Raw genomic sequence first — 21,254 nt, forward strand, 5'->3', positions numbered from 1 at the left:
TTTATAAAACTTAGATATTGTGTTTTGTAAATTAGTAAATCAACTAATTCAAATCTAATCTTTTGCTAGCCAACTAACACATAATACTCGCCTATTTCTAAATACCTTTCCCCTTAGCTGCTTGAGTAGCTTAGATGCGCATGGATTCAATTTTTAAAAGTTTCTTTTGAGCTTCTGGAAATTCTTTATTGCTAAGAGGATAGGGTTCTTCAATAGAATATCACCGTATCAATGGCTGATGGAAGCTGCTTAACTTAAAGTGCTTAGTGATTTTTCTTTACTCTCGAAAAACTAAAAATATAAATATTTGGAGGCTAATTATTGACAATAGCTTAATCGCTTTTATTTACAGATGATCGTTTTTTTCAATTCCTTTGCTACGATATGAATTGGGGAAATCTAAAAGATGAGGAATTAATTTGCTGTATTAAAGAAGGCGAGGAGAAAGCTTTTCAAGCTTTATTCGATAGGTATTTTTTTAAACTTTGCGATTTCTCCTACAAATTCTTAAAAAATGAATTCCAGTGTGAAGAAGCCGTTTCTGATGTTTTTATGAACATTTGGTTAAAAAGGGAAACTCTTGAGAAAGATATAAACATCAAACCTTATCTTTTTGTAGCTACCAGAAACCAAGCTTTCAGCCTATTGAGAAAAGAAAAAGAAAGCTCAAAAGACATAGCTGAGCTTACCTCTTCAGAAACGCCCCAAATTAATACTACAATAGATCAAATCAGCTACCAAGAGCTCGAACACGAAATTGAAAAAATAATAAGTAGCCTACCTGAGCAACGTCAACTTATTTTTAGACTGAGTAGATTCGAAGGACTTCCTTACAAAGAAATAGCACAAATTCTCTCCATCTCACCAAATACAGTCCAAAATCAAATGGTGAAAGCCATTCAGCAAATTGCAAGTAGATACTCAAAACTGAAATCGGAGTGGGAACTTGCTCAACTCATCATCACAATACTGCTCCCTTAATGGAATAATGCTTTTTTGTTAACCATTTGGCAACAAAAACAGATGGTAGATTGAGCATACGTATTGCGTCATAAGAATAGAAAGGTATGAAAGAGACTAAATTTATTACATTAGTTACTAAGCGATTGGCTAAAGAACTATCAGCAAAAGAAAGCGAAGAGCTTGATGAGATGCTTCAGGTAAAGAAAAACCGTGAGCTATTTATTTACATCAAAAAAGGATGGGACAATTTTTCGGACCACATCCATAAAGAAAAATTTTCTCATAGAAGGACTCAAAATATGTTAGTTGATAAAATCAAAAAACATGAACCTAATTTCGGATTATCCAAAGTCCAGAAGGAAGAGGCCAAAGTGGTAAACCTTTATAGGTTAGCTTCCAAGGTAGCTGCGGTTGTCGCTCTTTTCGGCATGTTACTGTACGGGTTATTGCAATTCAATAGTGAAAAACAAAATAGTCCATCATTTGATCTTGTAGAGAAAATCACCGAACCGGGTCAGCGCAATACGATTAAGCTTGCAGACAAATCGGAGATTATCATGAATGCGGAAAGTCAATTGACCTTCAAAAAACCTTTTCAAAATAAATTGAGAGAGTTCGATTTGGAAGGCGAAGCTTTTTTTAAAGTAGAAAAAAATCCAGAAGCCCCCTTCAGGGTAAACTTCAAAGGGCTTATAGTGGAAGTAGTAGGAACTCAATTCAATATAAGTAGCTATCCTGAATCCGATTCCTCCTTTATCTCTCTTGTGGAAGGAAGCATAAAAATATTGAATGAATCTGATAGTCTCCTTTACACCTTAGAACCCGGAGACCAGCTGGTTTTTGATAATTCGTCAAAAACATATAAACTGAGCTCATTTGACCTTGTAAAAACAATTGGGTGGAAAGATGATATTTTAATCTTTGATAATGAAAGGTTGGGCGATGTATTGCCAATACTTGAAAGGCACTATGGGGTCGATTTCAATGTAAGAAACCCATCTATACTTAATTGCCAGATCAAGGCTGACTTTGACTCAAAGCCTTTGAGTATTATACTTGAATCCCTCCAATTTGCTGGAGATTGGGAATTCAATACTACAGATCAAAAACATTATATTTTACATGGCCATGGTTGTAAATAACTATTTAAACAAACCCAAAAAATTTATGCAGTAATACAGTACAAACAAAACATTTTCAAAAAAAAAGCTCCTCTGCCAAGGAGCTTAGTATTCATTTGTTTTTGGTACAGAGTAAAAACACCTGCCAGTGTCAGCTACTCTGGGTAACCTTTTATTGTCTTAACACAACTCTATATGCTAAAACAGTTTAAAATTATGAATTTTATTTTACAAACGTTCAAAAACGCAATGCGGTTTTTTATCTACGGAACATGTTTGCAATGTTTTTTCTTGACACTGACCTTTGCCGAGTCGCTAGCCCAACATAAAAAATTGGAAGAGATATCCATTTCCTTATCAAGCAAAGAAATAAGCTTGGAAGAGACATTTAGTTATGTTGAAAAAGAAACAGGGTTAAAGTTTACGTACATCAAATCAAGGATTCCACTTAAAAAGAAAATAGAAATCGAGTCGTCACACGACATGATGTCTTTATTAGAGACATTGGCCAATGAGTATAAACTCCATTTCAAAAGGGTAAACAATCAGATTATTGTCCGAAAAGCATTTGTCAAACAAAAGATAGAGGAAATAATTATTGTTGACGATAGAGTGATCAGCGGAAAAATAAAAGATGCGGAAACAGGAGACCCACTACCGGGTGTCACCGTACTGATTGCCGGCACTACTATAGGCACAGTAACGAGTATAGATGGTGAATACAGGCTAGACGTGCCCGAGACAGCAAAAGTTCTTCTATTCTCATTTGTAGGTTATGCTACAAAAGAAATCGAGATCGGCAATCAAACGCAGATAGATGTAGCGATGGAGTTACAAGCATCTGAACTAGATGAAATTGTGGTTATTGGTTACGGTTCTCAGTCAAAAGTTAAGGTAAACGGCGCTATTTCCAGCACAAAATCGGAGGAACTACAACAATATTCTTCTCCTAATTTTGAACAACAGTTGTCAGGGAAATTATCTGGTGTATTGGTCAATGAAACTGGCGGACAGCCAGGTTATGATGCTCAGGTAATCATAAGAGGAATAGGTACGCTTACCGCAGGTACCTACCCACTAGTAGTGGTAGATGGTGTTCCTTTGAGCGAAGGCTCTACGCTCAGTTCTATCAATCCTAATGATATTGAAAAAATAGATGTTTTGAAGGACGCTGCTTCTGCTGCCATTTATGGATCAAGAGCCAGCAACGGGGTCATTCTTATTACGACTAAAAAAGGTAACTCTGAAAAACCTGTGATTTCTATCGATGCTTATACTGGGTTTCAGCAAAGAGCCGATAAAGTATCATATGTAGATGCCTATGAAGCAGCTCAATATTTTACAGAGGCCCGAGATTATGGCTATGTATCGAAAGACCCTACAAATAGAAGCATCGCAGACGACAGGGCTACAAGAATAGCAAATGGGGCGAGTAAAAGGCAACTAAGGTTGCATTACCTTGATCCTTATCTGGCAGGCGAACCGGGTCTCACTAATACCGATTGGCTCGACGAAATATTTGACAAAGCAATGATGACCAATATAACCACCTCTATCTCAGGAAAAAGTAAAAACTCTGAGTATTACGTTTCCGGTGGATACTTCAAACAAGATGGAATCGCTATTGGAACTAACCTAGAAAGATACACATCAACTTTAAAATTGAAGACCAAGCTCACTGATTATATTGATTTCAACATAAACCTCAGCCCCTCTTACTCCAAACAAAAAGACACCAATTCTGGTGACTGGAATGCAGACCCTGTAGCCGTTAGTTATACAAGTTATCCATTTTTTAGTCCTTATAAACCAGATGGTTCGCTGAATATAAGTGAGCAATTAGTGGCAAATACCCCTGAAGACGGGGCTTTGCAGGAAAACCCTGTAGCCTATGCTAACTTGGTAAAAGATGAAAAATACCTGTTCAGGACTTTTGGCAACACTTTCTTAACCATAAAGCCAATAAAAGGTCTGGAAATCAAAGCATTGCTTGGTGGTGATTACCGCAATAAGTTTTATGATTACTATGATCCATCTTTCCTTGGTCATTACAGAGCTCCTGCTCCAGACCAGGCTTCCACTAGTGAAACCAATGGACGAATTGTCAATTTCCTCACCGAATACACCGCCAATTATTTCAATACCTTTGGTGACCATGAAATAGATGCATTGGCAGGTTATTCTTTCCAAAAAGAACAGGGACAATCTTCTAAAGTAACAGGTACTAATATTCCTGATGACAACATTACCAACGTTGCAGGGGCAAGCGCACACTCACTTTCTACTTCTAGGTATATTTGGACTCAAGTATCTTGGTTTGGCAGATTCCAGTATTTCTATAAATCCAAATATCAGCTATCTGCGGCCATTAGAAGAGATGGGTCATCTAGATTTGGGGATGATTCAAAGTGGGGGCAGTTCCCCTCTGTTTCGGCTGGATGGATCGTTACCAACGAATCTTTTTTCCCTAAATCAGCCATCCTGAGCTATGCTAAATTAAGGGCTTCATGGGGTAAAACAGGAAACAATCAGATAGGTTCTTACGATTCTAAAGCATTAGTCAAATCGGATAATTATACATATGGCGGGGAGTTAGCTCCCGGGTTTGCTGCTACTACTTCACCAAACTCTGCACTTTCGTGGGAAACCAGTGCTTCTATCAACTTAGGCATCGACTTGAGTTTCTTCAACACGCTCTCTCTTTCAGCTAACTATTATACCATTAATACCGAGGGCTTATTGTTGGAAGTACCCGTACCCGAACAATCAGGTTATAGTTATTCATTGCAAAACATTGGAGAGGTAAAAAACTCAGGAATCGAACTGGAGCTATCAAGCACTGGAATTAATCTCGGTCCTGTAGTATGGAACGCCTCTGCAAACTTTACTTCCAATACCAATGAAGTACTGGCTCTAGGAGATGGGCAAGAAGAAATTAAAAAAAGTGGAAATGGTGCGGCTTGGATTACCAAAATAGGTGGACCAATATCAGAAATCTATTCTTATGAAATTGATGGCATTTATAAAACTGAAGATGAAATTGCCCAATCACCACATCTAACAGGCAGTATTCCCGGAGATTACATTGTAAAAGACATCAATAATGATGGTATAATAGATGAGCTAGACCAAACCTCAAGGGGAACTTATGCTCCTAAATTTTTCTACGGGTTTAGTAGCTCCTTCTCGTACAAAAACATTGACTTTAGTTTTAGTCTGAATGGCATTTCTGGTAGGACAGTCTACAATTATGACCAAGGGGTGATCACCGAAACAGGAGAAGGGTTTGGCGTCCCAACAAAGTATTATTTTGACAACCGCTATCATCCAGAAAATAACCCTAACGGATTTTTTGCACAGCCTAACATGGGAAATTTCTCCTCTGCCAGAAAAAACACAAGAGCATCTGATATCTATATGCAGGATGGTGATTACTTAAGGCTTAGGTCGATACAGATCGGATATGCATTACCAACTAACCTCATCAACAGGTTGGGCCTACAAAAACTGCGTATGTACCTATCTGCAAATAACCTCTTTACAATCACGGATTACAGAGGGTTCAATATGGATGCAACAACCAGTGATATATTACAGGCTGGCTATGCAAGAAATAACTATCCTATAGCACAATCCTTCATTATTGGTACCAACATCACTTTAAAATAGCATATCATGAAAAAAACAACTTTATATATTCTACTAGTTTTAGTATCTACTCTTCTTTTTTCCTGTAAAGACGAGCTCTATCAAGACCCTATAACAGATAAATCTGCAAGTAACTTCTTCAAAACTGAAACAGAAATAGAAGAAGCCGTAAACGGAACTTATGCGAAATTGCAAGCAGGGAGCTTGTACGGCTTGTACCTCCCAATTATTGGAGAAATCCCATCTGACAACTCTTTTGATGAAGTTCCAGCCAACGATGGCGGTAATTATGGACAACTAGATGAGTTCACCACCATTACCACCAACTCATTGATTACCAATATCTGGCAGAAGTCTTACCAAGGGATTCAACGGGCAAATACGTTAATAAACAGAATAGGAGATGTTTCCTTTGAAGATGAAACCGTAAAAGCCTCACGCTTAGGAGAAATGCAGTTTATAAGGGCTATTTTATATTTTAACCTTGTAAGGTTATATGGTGATGTGCCATTGGTAACTGAAGAAACTTCCAACCCCAACGACTATTTTGGTCAGGAAAGAACGCCTGTAGAACAAGTGTATACACAGGTGATAACCGACCTGAAAGCGGCAATTCAAAACCTTCCACTTACCAAATCTGAGGTAGGCAGGGTAAGAAAAACAGCGGCACAGGCTTTATTAGGGAAAGTACACCTTACGCTTAAAAACTATAATGATGCTATTGCCATACTGAACGAGTTGAAAACCTCTGGTGTTCATCAGTTGCTAGACGAACCTGCTGATATTTTTGCACTGGAAAATGAAAACAACGACGAAATCATTTTTGATGTACAATTTGCCAGCGGGCTCAACGGAAATGATGAAGGAAGTAGCATGTTTCAACAAACTTCGCCTTCTGGAACGGTGAGCGGGGCCAAAGGGCATAACTTACCTACTATCAGCCTGTATAATTTGTATGATAAAAACGACAAAAGATTTCAAGCATTTATGGGATTGACCAGTGAGGGAATTCCATTCTCAAAAAAATTGAAAGAGCCTTCTGGCTCACCTTCTGATGGAGGAAGTAATGTTATTGTACTTCGCTATGCAGATGTTTTATTAATGCTGGCGGAAGCCCAAAATGAGGTAAACCAAACTTCTGAAGCTATAAAAAACCTTAATTTGGTAAGAAAAAGAGCTAATGTCGCTGAACTAACCTCAACTTCACAAACTGAAGTAAGAGATGCCATAGCACTCGAACGAAGACTAGAATTAGTGTCAGAAGGACACCGTTGGTTTGACCTGCTCAGAACTGGAAAAGCTATTTCTGTTATGAACAAATGGTTCGCTGATGAAGGGATAAATATCAGCATCAATGATGATGATTTGCTGATGCCCATTCCTCAGTCTCAGATAGATACTGATCCAGCTATCAAACAAAATACTGGCTATTAATCAACAACCTGTTGGAAGTGCCTTTAAAAGGCACTTCCATTCTAAACTGAAAAACTATCATGAGAATCTTTCTACCTATTATTTTTTCTGTTATTCTGATTTCGTGCCAACTAAAAAACGACTCAGCTAATAACAGTACCAGCGAGCAATCACACCCAAAGAAACAGAAAAGTGCAGAATCCATTCTTGCTCAGCTAAAAAAACCTACTAAGGATCGTGTACTAGTTGTTTCTCACCGGGGAGACTGGAGAAATGCGCCTGAAAATTCTATAAAAGCAGTTCAAAATTGCATTGAAATGGGCGTTGATATAGTTGAGATTGATGTGAGAATGACACTTGACTCCCAACTGGTAATTATCCATGACAAAACACTTAACCGTACCACCAGTGGGAAAGGTAAAGTAGATGAATGGCCTTTAGATTCGATCAAAACTCTTTACTTAAAAAATGGAGCTGGGGGGCGAACTGCACACCAACTCCCTACCTTAAGAGAATTAATGGAATTTGTTAAAGACAAACCTATATTAATCAACCTTGACAAAGCTTGGGATTATTTACCCCAGACCTATGCCTTGCTAAAGGAAACCAATACGGTAAAGCAAGGTATTTTTAAGGGTAATGAGCCTATAGAATTGATGAAGAAAAAGTATGGAAACTACATGGATAGTGTACTTTATATGCCGATGGTTTGGCCTCTGAATTACAGTATTTACAAGCGCGACTCAATTCTTCATCCCATCGATTATACAAAAGGATATATTGAAAACTATGAGCCTATAGCATTCGAAGTTATCTATGACCAATATGACTCAAGCGTAATGCAAAATATCGAATATATGACCAACAACAACACCTCTGTTTGGATCAACACCTTGTGGGATGAATTGTGCGCAGGACATACTGACGAAAAGGCATTGGAACAACCTGATGATAATTGGGGATGGGTAATTGAAAAAGGGGCAAATGTGATCCAAACAGATAGGCCTCAACTACTTCTTGATTACTTAAGAGAAAAAGAGCTGCACGACTAACCTTTCTTTTGATAGAGAAAACAATCTTCGAAAACTTCACTGAAAAACCAAAGGAAGAAATTCACTTTTTATAGCATCAAAAAAGCCCATTATTGTAAGAATAATGGGCTTTTTTACTTGTCATTTGTGACTCCGACAGGATTCAAACCAATTTAGGTATATCAAAGATAGTCAGCTACTTATGTTGCTTTAAGCTTTTACCTTCCTTTGAGCTTCTGGGGAAGGTGTAATATCAGATACTTTTTAGACTAAAAACGAAGTTTCAGAAAATGGTAGTGGAGCTTACATCATTATAGGTGTGTGTTTTAAATAACACTTATCTTGTATTAGCTTTTTACATTTTTAAAAAGCCTTATTGCCTATTGAGATTGCAGGGAATTACACCCGAGTGAACTGGTAGGTGATGGACTTTTTTGATTTAAAAACACATCCCTATATCAAATTCTATCCCAAAATAAGCTAAGAAAATTCGCTCCAAACCAAAGTATGACCCAAATGACTAAACCTTTTGATACGCCTCTAATCCGATGCTACATCGTACCTACCCAAAGCCTTCAACATTAATGGAGTGTAGAAAATAATCTCACTGTATTGGTACTTATATTCTAACTTAAATGATGATGGGTTTAGGACATATAAAGAACCATTTCCTTCCTTCCATGACATCTCGGTTACAATTGCATTAGATTTATCTTCAACTTGAATCCAAGCATGCCTTTCGTTAGAAACAGTTTCTAATTCTAAGGGTCTATTTACATGATCTACAAACGTATCATCCTCCTCTTCATCTATATAGCCAGAGCTGTTTAGCGAGCCCTCAGTATAGTATGTTTCCCACTCTCCTTTATTGTAAAAGTTGAGTGTGGCTGTCTTCTCTCCAAAAATAAACAATGAATGAGGCTTTAGGCTTGGCAACAACTTCATGTTTTCATCCAATACCGAATCGGCAAATACCAAACGGTAAATATATGGATTCGAATTACTCAAAGCGTACCCCCATGTAACGCCATTCAATGGGTTTACCGTGATTTCTTCTGCTTCAGATGAATCTTCACTATCTCCCCAATCCCCACCCCCACTCCATTCTCCATCCGACTCCCCACTATCAGCAAATTCTTTTTTTGCCTTTTCCTTTTCCGCTCTTTCAAGGAGCGTAGCTGCTTCCATTTCATACCCATAAGACTGCATCAGGCTTGGTTCATCCTTGTACTTATCGTAATAGTCCCCAATTAACCAGATCTGGTCATCTGTAAAAGAGCGGACACTCTCTATCCTGTACCACTCTTTGTTCCCCAGCCCTTTGTCCAATTGGAACACATTAGCTTTTGAAGAAAAGGAAGCCTTTGCTTGAATATTTGCCCCATCCGTAGAAACTAAAGACCAACTATTCTCTGAAGAATACTCGCCTACTTTGAATTTTGTTTGTAAATAATCCGCCCCGCCGTAATAATAACCGACAGATAAAGTATTGCTCTTGGTATCGTGAACTATCACTCCTTCAAAGGGTCTACTCAGCTTATCGTTTATAGCTACGGGCTTTCCTTTGGAATAATACAACACTTCGCTAAAGGCCATTACCTTGAATCGTTTGTTGTTCACTTGGCCGTAGATAAATTGATTGCAAAACAAGATTATGATGCAAAAAATCAGATGTTTAATGATTAGTTTCATAGAATTGTTAAACATAGAAAACATATAAAAACCAGTGTACGCACACTGCTAATTAATAAATCGATATGCATATCAGATCAAACACTTATTTTTTCAATCCAACTTTTAGAATCGCATTGATCTCTTCTTCTGATAAGTTTTCAGAAAGTCTAGTTTTAATATCGTCTTTATATATATCAAATAATTGTTCAGCAAGAGGAATAACAAAATCATCTCTATACGATTCTAAAAATAGAAGTAATTGCGATTTTAAACTTGAATTTGAATTTCCTTTTAAATTCAAAAACTTCTTATAGTCGTTACCATCCACAATCTTATCACCACTAATCCGTAATAATGAATTAATATTACCATATCCCATTACACTCCCAATACACCTTGATACTTTATTACGATCTACATCCGTCCTATTTAGCCCAAGCTTTTTTAAGATCTCAAAATCGGCAATACAACTTGTTTTTTTTTGATATGCATTGTTTATAAAAACGAGCCCGCTTTCTTCTTTGTCATACTTAAGCTCCAAACTCTCTTCGACTACTTTTATGAATTCTTCTTTTGTCATTTTTTTTATTGTTATTTAATTGGTACTTCATTTTAAGCAAACAGTGACTGATCTTGCTTATGCCAATGCTTAGGATAGCCCTCCCCAAAATCTTTATATCTAGGATTAGCATTTATGACGATCAAATTCTGTCTTGTTCTTGTAATAGCGGTATAAACCATTGAGTCTAATTTCCTCAAACTCTCATGTCCCGCCTCAGGTATAAGAAGTACAATATTTCTTAATTCCCAGCCCTTAAAACTATGGATGGTAGAAATCTTCAACCTTCCATCACCCATCCAAAATGATTTCTTATGCTTACGATCAAAAACATGGTTAGCTTCTATATTATAATTTTCGCCAAATAAGCGAACTGCGTCAGTTCCAATTTCCTTATTTGGAATCAGAAACACCATATCCGAGGGGTGCTCCGACTCTCTTTTTAACCTTAAGAAAGCATTCTTTATATACCCTTCCCATTCGCCCTCCATTATGTTTAGCCATATAATATGTGGGGAATCAACATTATTAAACCCTACTTGCATGGTCATCTCAACTTTTCTCATCTGTAAGCTTTGATCCATATCAAAATCTTCACTAAACCGAACCGCCAAGTTTTGAACTTGGGAAGGCATTCTATAGGAAGTAGAAAGGTCTATATACTTATCTTCAAACTTTTTCAGGAAATTGCTATTTGATCTCTTGTCAAGCCAATCTAACTTCCTCTCGTATATGTTTTGCTTCTTGTCGAGTACAACCAATAACTCATCTCTAGATGTCAAAAAATGGTCATTCAATAACTGATACCAATCTAAATGGTAGTCTTGGCCTTCATCTATTAATATTGCATCGTATTTAACTAACCTTTGCCTTCCTCTCTTCATTAAAACAGCTCTAACATACTCAGGTACAACTGTTTTAAAGAAATACTTTTTCTCTTCTTCCGACTCTTCTGCATTAGAAGAGTTAGGCCACTTTTCCCCAAGGCTATATAAGACATCTTTACAGAACCCATGAAAGTGATTGTAAGTGATATAGTTTGTATAAAAGTCAAATGGGGTTCTCATAACCATATCTCTTATATAATGCCATAAGGTGATGTTATAAGATATTATCAGCACATTTTTCCCCATAGAAGCTAATTGTGCGGCTCTCCATGCTAACGCAAGTGTCTTACCACTTCCTGCAACACCCCTAGCTCTATGATGGCCTTCTTTAGGTCTAGCTATTACTTTTTGGTTTTTACTGAGGTTTAAAAAAACTCCATCATCTTTTGAATGGAAAGGAGGTTTAAGCCAATAAAAAAGGTCTTTGTTCCAAGAACGATTCCAAAACCTACTTTTTGTTATATGTACATCAGGAACGATTTGGTTCAACCGTTCTTCATGAAGAAAGTCAAAACCAAACACTGGAAAATAGTCAAAACCCTTTATTTTTTTTTCAAAGGCATCTTGAGCATCTTTGGTGCTAACTTTATGAAAATAAAGAGCAGTCTTGATTAGACCATAATTTTTAGGGTTACTGTCAATGACTTCACCCATGTGAGGAATAAGCTGACCTATTATTTTTTCTTTGTAGTGTTCTACCTGCCTCAAAGGGCTAAGGCTATTATAATCCTTAACGCTGTCAAGGTTTTTCCAATCCTTCACCTCATAAATCACAATTCCCACAAACGGATTGAAGATTATAATATCAGGTCTAGTACCATTTAAAAATGGTTGTGCAAAAATCAGCCAGCCATCATAATCAGTTAATGGTTGGTCTTTAGTCCACCTTCTATCTACTGGAAGATATTTATCAAGATAAGTAAGAAGGGTTTTCTCACCTTCAGTGAGGGGATTGTTTAGTTCATTAAGCTCACCCCAATTTGGGAAAATTCTACTTTCCATAATTTTATATGGCTAGATAAAAAATAGTTTTCGTAGATAACGCACAAAACTTATTTAAGTATCTCAAATCTAAATATTTAGAAAGCTAACATGCTTTTTCTGCCTCTCCATGAAAGCCACTATTACTTTCCAATTCAGTATCTGTTATTTCTAAATAAACAAAAAGCTACGCACCATTTTTTCTAATTCAGATTTTTACAAAAAGACACAAAACAATATGTATATTCACACGTTGTTTTAGCATTCGAAATGGCAGGTGAGTATTTTTGTTTTTATCTCACAATTATTTTTTTATACCTCTCTTTCTCGGTTTATCAAAGACCTTAAAAAGGTTTTACCTTTAAAATTCCTTTTTTAGATAGCTTATTAAATGAGAGCTACTAGAAATAGTAGTAATGGAATTAAAAAAAGCAAACCGAAAAACTTATGACTACTGAATACAACTTCTCTTTTACAGGTTTTTCTCTCAAAGTAAAAGAAATGAGTAAAATAGCCTATAAAATTGAACAGGGTGAAGAGATTGACTATACTAACGAGTTGGGGCATGGCAAAAAGACAACTGGGCAAAGAGCATTTAGTGAAATAGCTAAAAGGCTGAATGTTTTGACTGAAAGGCAAAAAGAGTTACTGATCAATGGAGATTTGGTTTCTCAAAAGCAAATTGCCTTGCTCTCTGTTTGTAAGTGCCATTTTTTCCTGAGGGATTTTGTAGTTGAAGTGCTAAGGGAAAAGCAGTTGGTCTTTGATTACCAACTGACCTTTGGAGAGTTCGCCTCCTTTATAAGGAGAAAAAGTGAAGTACACGCAAACTTGGAAGAGAAAAGTGATTCATCCATTTACAAAATCAGAAAAGTCACTTTTCAGATATTAGAAGAGTCAGGGTTGATTGATAACAATAGGGATAAAACCATTCAACCTCAAATTTTAGCGCCAGAGGTGGTCAATGCAATTTGCCAAGACGACCCAAATTGGCTAAAATTATTTTTTGTGAGCGATATTGACATTCAAAAATTAACGGATTGATGAAAGAAATAGCAGATAAGTTTGAGCATTTATTCCAAGTAGTTTCATCTAAGACTTTTTTAAACAAAGAGGCATTAGGCGGGGAAATCCCATTTTTTATCTCTGCTTATGATGCAACAAAAGAAAACGAAGTGGCAAGGGCTATCAGAGGGTTGGTAAACAAACTGGAGGAAAATGGGATTCACGTGCTTGAACTGAATTTGTTTGACATCTGCTGCCAAATACTTGAAGAAAAAGGGGGGATTGAAAGAATGTTTAGAGTTGAGAGGGCAAAGTCAAAAGACAAGTTTTTGAGGGCTTTGCAGTCAAGCCTCAACATACATAGCGTGCTAATGCCCAAAATAAGCGAGCTTATTGATGCGGCAGAGGCTGATGTATATTTTTTAACTGGAATAGGTTTGGTGTACCCTTACCTACGTTCGCACAACGTGCTGAACAACCTTCAGAATATTGCCAAAGAAGCTCCTACTGTCACGTTTTTCCCTGGAGAATACGATGGGCATTCCCTCAACCTATTTGGGGCACTCAAAGATGACAATTACTACCGTGCATTTAATATCGAAAATATCAAATAACCTAACCAACAATGAAAATAAAGGACATTTTTTCAAAAGACATTAACCGAACCATAGAAACGGTTATAAAAGCCGACGATAGGTCTCACATTGCCGACGAAGTAACAGAATACGTTGTGACACATGAAATCGCAAAGAAAATAAGAGATTTTTTTCAGGAGTACAAAGACTACAGTGGGGCGAACGGGGTTTGGATTTCTGGTTTTTTTGGGAGCGGTAAATCACACCTTCTCAAGATTTTGTCGTATGTCCTTGAGAACAAAGAATGCAATGGGTATAAAAGCGGCGAACTGTTTGCCGAGAAGATTGAGGATGACGAGATGCTGAAAGGGGACGTGCTTCATGCAACCACGCTCCCATCCGAATCCATCCTGTTCAATATTGACCAACAAGCGCAAATAACCTCTAAGTCTCAGGAAAACGCTATTTTATCGGTTTTTTACAAAGTCTTTTTTGACCATTTGGGTTACTATGGCTTCCAGACCCATGTAGCCGAATTTGAGATGTGGCTCGACAAACAAGGAAAATACGAAGCGTTCATCCAGCAGTTTGACCAGAAGCATCCGCAGGAGTGGAAAAAAGCGAGACTCGATTATTTTGACCCCTTGGTAACCGACGATATTGCCGAGGTACTTGGTGAATTGTTTGGCAACGACCCTTCCAAATACGAAAACATACTTGACGATATAGAAGAAAAACAAAAGCAGTCCATAGAAGACTTTTGTGAGAGGGTACACGAATATATTTCAAGCAAACCCAAAGGGTTTCGCCTCAACTTTTTTGTAGATGAAGTAGGGCAATACATTAGCGACAATACCAAGCTGATGCTCAACTTGCAGACGATAGCCGAAACATTGGCTACCAGAACCAATGGACATTCTTGGATTTTGGTCACTAGCCAAGAGGACATGGAAAAAGTGGTGGGGGATATGAACAAAAAGCAACAGAACGACTTTTCTCGGATACAGGCTAGGTTTAAGTTAAAAATCCCGCTGACATCGGCGAACGTGGACGAAGTGATAGAAAAGAGGATTCTCGAAAAAAATGGGGATGCGAAGGAGTTGTTGGCAAACAAATGGGAGGAAGAACACGCCAATTTGGAAACATTGCTTTCCTTCTCCGATGGGGGCGTGCAGTTCAAGCACTACAAAGATAAAAATGACTTCACCAACAAATACCCTTTTGTAGCCTATCAGTTCGAGCTGTTCCAGCATTGCCGAAGGGCACTTTCTACCCACAATGCTTTCCAAGGGAAGCATTCGGCAATAGGCGAAAGGTCTATGCTCGGGGTATTCCAACAAGTCTCGCAGCAAATAGAAGGAAAAGAGGACAATGCCCTTGTTTCGTTCGACCTTATGTTTGAAGGGATTAGGAACGAGCTAAGGGGAGAGATACAAAGCTCCATTACACTAGCCGAAAACAACATAGACGATTTATTTGTCATCTCGGTGCTCAAAGCACTGTTTTTGGTGAAATACTTCTCCAACTTCAAGCCTACCAAAAGAAACGTCTCGGTGCTAATGCTCAGCGACATACATGTTGACCTGAAAGCACACGAAAGAAAAGTGGAAGAAGCCCTCAACCTGCTCGAAAACCAAAGTTACATCCAACGAAATGGGGAGCTTTTTGAGTTTTTGACCGACGACGAAAAAGACGTAGAGCAGGAAATAAAGGCTACGGATATAGACGACCAGTCCGTAAACACCTTGCTGAAGGAAATATTTTTCGATGAAATCATCAGGGACAACAAGATAAAGTTCATCGACAACAAGCAAGACTATGACTTCACTAGCAAGATAGACGGCATAAGCCTTGGGAGGGAAAAGGAGCTGGAGATAGAAATAATCACGCCTAACTACCCGAGCTACGAGTCTGCCGATATTCTTAAAGCACAAACCATGGGCAGCAATGGGATGAAAATGGTATTGGCTTCCGATGCTATCTTCTTGAAGGACTTGAAAATGTATTTGAGAACCGACAAATACATAAAGCAGAACCAATCTACCGCCAACAGGGCTGAGCTAAAGCGGATATTGCAAGAAAAAGCCCAGCAAAATGCACAAAGAAGGCGCAGCTTGGTACGGCTGGGCAACGAGCTGCTAGCTGCTTCCGATGTGTACTTGAACGGCAGCAAACTGGAAATGAACGCTGCTGGCGAAGGGAAAAACAAAGTGGCGAATGCTTTCCAATTCCTTGTAAAAGTAGCTTACCCAAACCTGAGGATGTTGGCAAACCGACCATTTTCGGAGGCGACTATCCAGCAAGAAATGAATAGCTCGGACGACAGCCTTTTTGCTGCCGACGACAAGACCATGACCGAGGCGGAGCAAGAAATACTGACGCTGATACAGCGCAGGAAAAGCCAGTCTGACCGAACTTCTCTTAACGACCTACGGGATAGCCTGACCAGAAAGCCCTACGGGTGGTATCCGAATGCTATTTGGACACTGGTGGTAAGGCTTTACAAAAGAGGAAAGCTTGAGCTAAGGCAAAACACGAACTTGCTGGACAATGGGGCGGTGGTAGCTACGCTTTTGAATACCAAACAACACCCCAATACGCTGCTGGAACTACAAGCCACCATTGACCCCAAGCTGGTGAGGGAGCTAAAGGAGACCTACAGCGAGGCATTTGACCAAAACTGCCCCTACTCCGAAGGGAAAGACATCGCCAATGCGTTCAAAGAAGAAGTGGGAAAAATGGAAGGGCAGGTAAGGGAATTGTTGCAAAGAAAAGGCGACTACCCGTTTTTGGCTATGCTCGAAGAGCACCATGCTTTTTTGGATAAGCTTGGCAAAAAAGAATATGCCTACTATTTGCAAGAAGTCCGACAGTTTTCGGACGAGCTGTTGGATTTTAAAGAGGATGTGTATAGCCCGCTTATGCGCTTCTGGAACGGGGAACAGCGCAAAATATACGATGACATCCGCCATGTGCTCAACGGCGATACCTCCAACCTCGACTATGTGGAGGGCGATGAGCTACAGCGGCTCACAGAAGCCTTTCAGCACCCTAAGCCTTTTGCGGGGAACACTATAAAAGAGGCGAAAGCCGTAAAAGAACAGCTCAGGAAAAAAGTGCTGGAGAAGATAGAAAACGAGAAAAAGAATGCACTAGCCGAAGCCAATAAGGCACTGGGAGAGCTAAGGGAAAGACCTGATTTTACTGGGCTGGAGCTACACCAGCAAGCCCAGATAGCCCAACCACTTGAGGAAGAGATAAGGAAGATAAGCGAGCAGAAATACATTGGCAATATCCAAGTAGCGAAATCAAAAATTAAAGAAATGCTCCTGCCGAGGCAACTCAACGAAATGGCAAGGCTCAACGCCGAAAACCAGCCAACGGCTGCAAACGAACCTACGGTAAAATACAACCGAATAAGTAGGGTGCAGGTGAAATACGACAAAAAGGAAATCCATACCGAGCAGGAAGTGGAAGAGTACATAGCCGCTTACAAAGAAGCCCTTTTGAACGAAATAAAAAACAACCACAGAATAGTGCTATAATGAACACCAACGCCTTAAAGAAATTTGCACAAGATGCAAGGAGAAAACTGATGGAGCAAGTAGGCTCTAGGCTGGAATATGTGCTGAACAACGATACTTCCGAACTTAGGGAAAAAGCCAAAAGCCTAGCAAAGCTCCAAAAGGAGATACAGGGTTCTTCCAAAGAGCAGGTGGTGGAAAAGGTAGCCTATACGTGGTTCAACCGCTTTGTAGCCTTACGCTTTATGGATGCCAATGGCTACCAGCCCATAGGCACGAGGGTGCTAAGCCCCAAAGAGGGCTTCACCATACCCGAACTGCTGGACGAAGCCAAAAAAGGACACCTGTTTAGCGAGCTGGATGAATATGGCTTGGTGGACAAAAACAGGCTATACGGCTTGCTAGACGGAAAAATACCGAGCGGAGACCCTCAGAACGACGCCTATAAGCTTTTGCTGATAGGGGCTTGTAACCACCTTAGCGAGGTGTTCCCTTTCCTTTTTGAGCGAATAGACGACTATGCCGAGCTGCTGCTCCCCACAGACCTTACCTCAGAATTTTCCATACTCCACGATGTGCTAGAGGGAATGCCTTTGGAAGACTGCCAAGAGGTAGAGATTATTGGTTGGCTCTATCAGTTTTATATTTCGGAGAAAAAGGACGAGGTGTTCGCCAAAAAAGGGAAGGTAGAAGCCGATGAAATTCCTGCTGCTACCCAACTGTTTACGCCCCGTTGGATTGTGGAGTATATGGTGCAAAATACCCTTGGGAAGTTGTGGTTGCAGAATAGACCACAATCGAGCCTAAAGGAATACATGCCGTATTATATTGAGTCGCCTTCTTCTACAGCGGAGGACTATTTAAAACTCAATAGTCCTGAAGAGCTGACTTTATTAGACCAAGCTTGTGGTAGTGGACATATTTTGGTTTATGGTTTCGATTTGTTGGCAAAAATATACGAGGAGGAAGGGTATAGCAATAGTGAGATTCCCCAACTGATTATAGAAAAGAATTTGTTCGGGTTTGAGATAGACGAGCGAGCTGCGCAACTTTCTGGGTTTGCCCTAATGATGAAGGCAAGGGAATATTACAGAAGGGTATTTAGAAAGTCTTTGTCTCCCCAAATTTTATGCTACCAAAATTCAGAGTTAAAAAGTTATCTTGGCGATAAAAATGCTGAAACTTTTTTTATAGACAGTAACAAGCTAAAAGCTTTTTGCCCCTACCAATATGTACTTGCCAAAAACGTAGAGGTGATTAAAAAAGAAGCCTTCCTAGATGACGATACAGGAGAGACTGTTAAGATTGAAAGGGTTGAAACATTTCAAAAAAAAGGGTCGGAGATTAATGAAAAAACAGTAGCGTTTTTAGTGGAAAACCACATAGAAGGCGTAGAGTGTTATGTTGATGAGGTTAAGGATGTTTTAAGAACTTTGGGCTTTCCATTCTCCAGTGAAATATACAGGGACTTGAGGGAGATGACTTTCGCTACTAATTTTGGCTCTCTGATAATGCCATGGAGTAGCTTGAAAAGCCGAAACGCCCTATTGCAACTCGCTACGGAAGAAATAGCAAAAGGCACAATCCATAATAATAAGCTTCTGACATTAAAGAAAGCTTTAGAGCAGCTTGCTTTGCTAGGTAGGAAATACCACTGTATTGTCGATAACCCACCGTATATGGGCGGGGGGAATATGAACAAAGAATTGGCTGATTTTGTAAAACACGAATACCCCGACTCCAAAGCGGATTTGATGGCTTGTTTTATGGAAGCAGGTTTGAAAATGTTGGAACCGAAAGGTTTTTTGGGGATGGTAAATCAGCAGTCTTGGATGTTTCTTAGTAGCTATGAGTCGATGCGAAAAAAGATGCTACAGGGGCATACAATAGATAGCTTAATTCAAATTGGTTATAATTCATTTCCCGAGCTAAATTCAAAAGTAGTTCAGTGCAGTGCTTTCTGTATTGTGGCAGAAAGTGAACTAAAGAAAGGGGTGTATTTTAACTTGAACGATGTAGGGCAATCCGAAAATAAACGCAATGTTTTTGTTGATAAATTGGAAAGTTCAAGCTTCTACACCGCCAACCAAAACGACTTCCAAAAAATCCCTGGTAGCCCGATTGGGTATTGGTTGAGTGAGATGGCGATGAAGTCATTTGCTAAATATTCCCGTCTTTCGGTTTTATGTGATACAAAAAAAGGGTTAGCAACTTCAGATAATAATCGTTTCTTAAAATCATGGTTTGAAGTCAAAAACGAAGATACTTACTTTAATAGAGGTGAAGAAAAGAAATGGTTTCCGCACCATAAAGGGGGGGCGAGACGTAAATGGTTTGGTAATCATGAGTTTGTGATTAATTGGGAGAACGATGGGGATGAAATAAAAAATTTTAAAGATTCGAATGGTAAATTAAGATCGCGCCCGCAGAATTTAAATTATAATTTAAAGCAAGCTGTAACATGGTCTAAAATTACAAGTGGAGATTTTTCTTCTCGAATATGCTCTGGTGGTTTTTTGTTTGATGATGCAAGTGCAATATGTTATAATTCGGATTTTGATGTTTTGAAAAAAGTTAATCTTTTTCTTAATTCAAAGGTTTCTCAAGTACTTCTGAATAGTATAAACCCTACTTTAAATATACAAATTGGTGACATTGGGGGGCTACCTGTTAATATTGAAAATGATATAAAGGTACATGATAATTGCTTAGTCATTTCCCAATCCGAATGGAACTCCCGCGAGACTTCATGGGACTTCACGACCAATGAACTTTTAAAACAAAACAAAAGCACATTAGCCGAAGCCTATGAGGGGTATTGTGCACATTGGCAGGAGCAGTTCGAGCAGTTGCATGCCAATGAGGAGGCACTGAACAAGGAGTTCATCGAGATCTACGGCCTGCAGGAAGAGCTGACGCCCGATGTGGCGCTGAAGGACATTACGATTTTGCGGGATGAGGTGGATCAGAAGCAACTGGGGCAGTTGTCGGAGGCTTTCGGTTCAGGCTGGGAATTATCAGGCGACCAATGGCACCTCAAGAATGAAAACCCTTACGCCAACTTCCAATTGCCATTCGATCAGGCAGAAATCATCAAGCAGTTCATCAGCTATGCAGTAGGCTGTATGTTTGGCAGGTATAGCCTAGACAAGGAAGGGTTGGTTCTTGCCAACCAAGGGGAGACGCTAAAAGAGTATATAGAAAAAGTAGGTGCTGAAGCCCTCTCCCTCACTCCAGACGAAGACAACATTATCCCACTATTGAATGACGAATGGTTTGAAGACGATATTGTAGCCCAGTTCCAAGCCTTTCTAAAAGCCAGCTTTGGTTCGGCACACTTTTCTGAAAACCTCCGCTTTGTAGAAGATGCGTTGGGCAAGACCTTGCGCAAATACTTCATAGCCGACTTTTACAAAGAGCACATAAAGCGTTATAAAAAACGCCCCATCTACTGGCAGTTTAGCAGCCCCAAAGGCAGCTTCAATGCCCTTATCTACATGCACCGCTACACGCCCGATACGCTCAACCGTATGCTCAATGGCTATTTGAGGGAGCTACAAGAAAAAGTGCGTTCACGAATGGAGCATTTGGAGCAGGTGTCCGTCTCGGGCAGTTCGGCAGAGCAAACCAAGGCGATAAAAGAGAAAGAAAAATATGCCGACATCTTGCGGGAGCTGCAAGCCTACGAGCGTGAGATTTTGTACCCCATAGCCACCGAGCGTATTCCCATCGACCTCGACGACGGCGTGTTGGTGAACTACAACAAGTTTGGCGCAGCCATAAAAGACGTGGCAGGGCTAAACGACAAAAAAGCAAAAGACAAAGTGAAGCAGTTTGACTGGACAGATACGAGCTTGATAAGGTAACAGCGAT

General features: G+C 39.4%; 12 protein-coding genes. 9 read left to right on the top strand and 3 right to left on the bottom strand.

Features of this window, described 5'->3' with window-relative positions:
* The first annotated feature begins 384 nt into the window (after positions 1-384).
* The 5 genes from R9C00_23210 to R9C00_23230 all read left to right on the top strand — a co-directional run bounded on the left by R9C00_23210 (position 385) and on the right by R9C00_23230 (position 8,197).
* Positions 385-981 carry an RNA polymerase sigma-70 factor gene (locus R9C00_23210; protein WPO34615.1) on the top strand — a complete coding sequence of 199 codons (597 nt, stop codon included), beginning with the start codon at positions 385-387 and terminating at the stop codon, positions 979-981.
* An 86-nt stretch (positions 982-1,067) separates the two neighbouring features.
* Positions 1,068-2,105, top strand: a complete 1,038-nt coding sequence (locus R9C00_23215) for a FecR domain-containing protein (protein ID WPO34616.1) — start codon at positions 1,068-1,070, stop codon at positions 2,103-2,105.
* 195 nt (positions 2,106-2,300) lie between these two features.
* Positions 2,301-5,753, top strand: coding sequence for a TonB-dependent receptor (locus tag R9C00_23220; GenBank protein ID WPO34617.1), 3,453 nt, complete (start codon positions 2,301-2,303; stop codon positions 5,751-5,753).
* A gap of 6 nt (positions 5,754-5,759) precedes the next feature.
* Positions 5,760-7,166: a RagB/SusD family nutrient uptake outer membrane protein gene (locus tag R9C00_23225; protein ID WPO34618.1), complete on the top strand. Its 1,407-nt coding sequence runs from the start codon at positions 5,760-5,762 to the stop codon at positions 7,164-7,166.
* 59 nt (positions 7,167-7,225) lie between these two features.
* The gene (locus R9C00_23230; GenBank protein ID WPO34619.1) at positions 7,226-8,197 is read left to right on the top strand and encodes a glycerophosphodiester phosphodiesterase family protein; all 972 of its coding nucleotides are present in this window, start codon (positions 7,226-7,228) and stop codon (positions 8,195-8,197) included.
* A gap of 519 nt (positions 8,198-8,716) precedes the next feature.
* Here the strand turns inward: R9C00_23230 and R9C00_23235 are convergent.
* The 3 genes from R9C00_23235 to R9C00_23245 all read right to left on the bottom strand — a co-directional run bounded on the left by R9C00_23235 (position 8,717) and on the right by R9C00_23245 (position 12,298).
* On the bottom strand, positions 8,717-9,772 hold the full coding sequence (locus R9C00_23235; protein ID WPO34620.1) for a hypothetical protein: 1,056 nt from the start codon (positions 9,770-9,772) through the stop codon (positions 8,717-8,719).
* Positions 9,773-9,953: 181 nt separating this feature from the next.
* Positions 9,954-10,430 (bottom strand): hypothetical protein, encoded by a 477-nt coding sequence (locus tag R9C00_23240; protein WPO34621.1) that lies wholly within the window; start codon positions 10,428-10,430, stop codon positions 9,954-9,956.
* 32 nt (positions 10,431-10,462) lie between these two features.
* Positions 10,463-12,298 (bottom strand): AAA family ATPase, encoded by a 1,836-nt coding sequence (locus R9C00_23245; protein ID WPO34622.1) that lies wholly within the window; start codon positions 12,296-12,298, stop codon positions 10,463-10,465.
* Positions 12,299-12,724: 426 nt separating this feature from the next.
* Here R9C00_23245 and R9C00_23250 point away from each other — a divergent pair, with 426 nt between their 5' ends.
* From R9C00_23250 to pglX, 4 genes are read left to right on the top strand one after another with little or no spacing between them, the layout of a single operon-like run.
* The gene (locus R9C00_23250) at positions 12,725-13,321 is read left to right on the top strand and encodes a DUF1819 family protein (GenBank protein ID WPO34623.1); all 597 of its coding nucleotides are present in this window, start codon (positions 12,725-12,727) and stop codon (positions 13,319-13,321) included.
* Complete coding sequence (locus tag R9C00_23255; protein ID WPO34624.1) at positions 13,321-13,896, top strand: DUF1788 domain-containing protein; 576 nt, start codon at positions 13,321-13,323, stop codon at positions 13,894-13,896. The genes R9C00_23250 and R9C00_23255 overlap by 1 nt, the downstream gene beginning before the upstream one ends.
* An 11-nt stretch (positions 13,897-13,907) precedes the next feature.
* A complete protein-coding gene (gene brxC / locus R9C00_23260) occupies positions 13,908-17,402 on the top strand; it encodes a BREX system P-loop protein BrxC (protein ID WPO34625.1) in 3,495 nt (1,164 codons plus the stop codon).
* Positions 17,402-21,247, top strand: a complete 3,846-nt coding sequence (gene pglX, locus R9C00_23265) for a BREX-1 system adenine-specific DNA-methyltransferase PglX (protein ID WPO34626.1) — start codon at positions 17,402-17,404, stop codon at positions 21,245-21,247. The genes brxC and pglX overlap by 1 nt, the downstream gene beginning before the upstream one ends.
* Positions 21,248-21,254: the final 7 nt, after the last annotated feature.

The organism is Flammeovirgaceae bacterium SG7u.111 (genome assembly GCA_034044135.1).
GTDB lineage: Bacteria > Bacteroidota > Bacteroidia > Cytophagales > Flammeovirgaceae.